The sequence below is a fragment of the Pseudomonas sp. Root401 genome, from assembly GCF_001425105.1.
Classification (GTDB): domain Bacteria; phylum Pseudomonadota; class Gammaproteobacteria; order Pseudomonadales; family Pseudomonadaceae; genus Aquipseudomonas; species Aquipseudomonas brassicacearum.
Genome location: NZ_LMDO01000060.1, coordinates 1 through 1840, shown reverse-complemented (window position 1 = coordinate 1840; position 1840 = coordinate 1). Strand labels below are relative to the sequence as shown.

General features: G+C 61.3%; 2 pseudogenes. Both read left to right on the top strand.

What is annotated here, in order from left to right:
• Window positions 1-1162, top strand: a pseudogene (locus ASC85_RS33355) (Ig-like domain-containing protein); the annotation flags it as partial.
• 1 nt (window position 1163) lies between these two features.
• A pseudogene (locus ASC85_RS33350) lies at window positions 1164-1840 on the top strand (type I secretion target); the annotation flags it as partial.

Below are 1840 nucleotides of genomic sequence, written 5' to 3'. Positions count from 1 at the left end.
ACCTACACCCTGACCGATGCCGACGGCGACACCAGCACCGCAAACCTGGTGCTGCAAGTCCATAACAACGACGACCCGGTGATCATCACCGGCCTCGACTCCGACGGCGGTGAGCTGACGCTCCAGGAGAAAAACCTCCGCGACGGCAGCAGTCCAGATGCACCGGCCCTGACTCAAAGCGGCACATTCACCGTGACTGCGTTGGACGGTGTTCAGACCTTGAGCGTCGGCGGCATTAACGTCGTCACCGGTGGCGTGGCGGCTGGTTTCCCACAATCGATTACCACCGCGCTGGGCAACACCCTGACCATCACCGGTTTCAACGCTGTGACTGGGGTGGTCAGCTACAGCTACACCTTGCTGGACAATGAAGCTCATCCAAACGCCAATGGCGCCAATAGCCTCAGCGAACAATTCGCCGTAGTCGYCACTGACGACAACGGCACCACCGCCAACGGCAACCTGGACGTGAACATCGTCGATGACTTGCCTAAAGCCGTGGACGACAGCAACGCCAGCACAGCTTCGGAAACCAATCTGACCCTGACCGGCAGCGTGCTGACCAACGACACCCAAGGTGCAGACCATGTGGCGTCCGGCCCAATCACGCCCGGCACGTTCACCGGTACTTACGGACGGCACCACCGCCAACGGCAACCTGGACGTSAAYATCGTCGATGACCTGCCCAAAGCCGTGGACGACAGCAACGCCAGCACAGCTTCGGAAACCAAYCTGACCCTGACCGGCAGCGTGCTGACCAACGACACCCAAGGTGCAGACCATGTGGCGTCCGGCCCAATCACGCCCGGCACGTTCACCGGTACTTACGGCACCCTGGTGCTCAACGCCGACGGTTCCTACACCTACACCCTCAACRCCGCTGACGCCGAYTTCAAGGGGCTGCACGGTGGTGGCGATGGCAGCGAAACCTTCACCTACACCCTGACCGATGCCGACGGCGACACCAGCACCGCAAACCTGGTGCTGCAAGTCCATAACAACGACGACCCGGTGATCATCACCGGCCTCGACTCCGACGGCGGTGAGCTGACGCTCCAGGAGAAAAACCTCMGCGATGGCAGCAGTCCGGATGCATCGGCCCTGACTCAAAGCGGTACATTCACCGTGACTGCGTTGGACGGTGTGCAGACCTTGAGCGTCNTTCAAGGGGCTGCACGGTGGTGGCGATGGCAGCGAAACCTTCACCTACACCCTGACCGATGCCGACGGCGACACCAGCACCGCAAACCTGGTGCTGCAAGTCCATAACAACGACGACCCGGTGATCATCACCGGCCTCGACACCGATGGCGGTGAGCTGACGGTCCAGGAGAAAAACCTCAGCGACGGCAGCAGCCCGGATGCATCGGCCCTGACTCAAAGCGGCACGTTCACCGTCACTGCGTTGGACGGTGTTCAGACCTTGAGCGTCGGCGGCATTAACGTCGTCACCGGTGGCGTGGCGGCTGGTTTCCCWCARTCGATTACCACCGCACTCGGCAATACGCTGACCATCACCGGCTACAACGCCACCACCGGCGTGGTCAGTTACAGCTACACGCTGCTGGACAATGAAACCCATCCAAACGCCAATGGCGCCAATAGCCTCAGCGAACAATTCGCCGTAGTCGCCACTGACGACAACGGCACCACCGCCAACGGCAATCTGGACGTCAATATCGTCGATGACCTGCCCAAAGCCGTGGACGACAGCAACGCCAGCACAGCTTCGGAAACCAACCTGACCCTGACCGGCAGCGTGCTGACCAACGACACCCAAGGTGCAGACCATGTGGCGTCCGGCCCAATCACGCCCGGCACGTTCACCGGTACTTACGG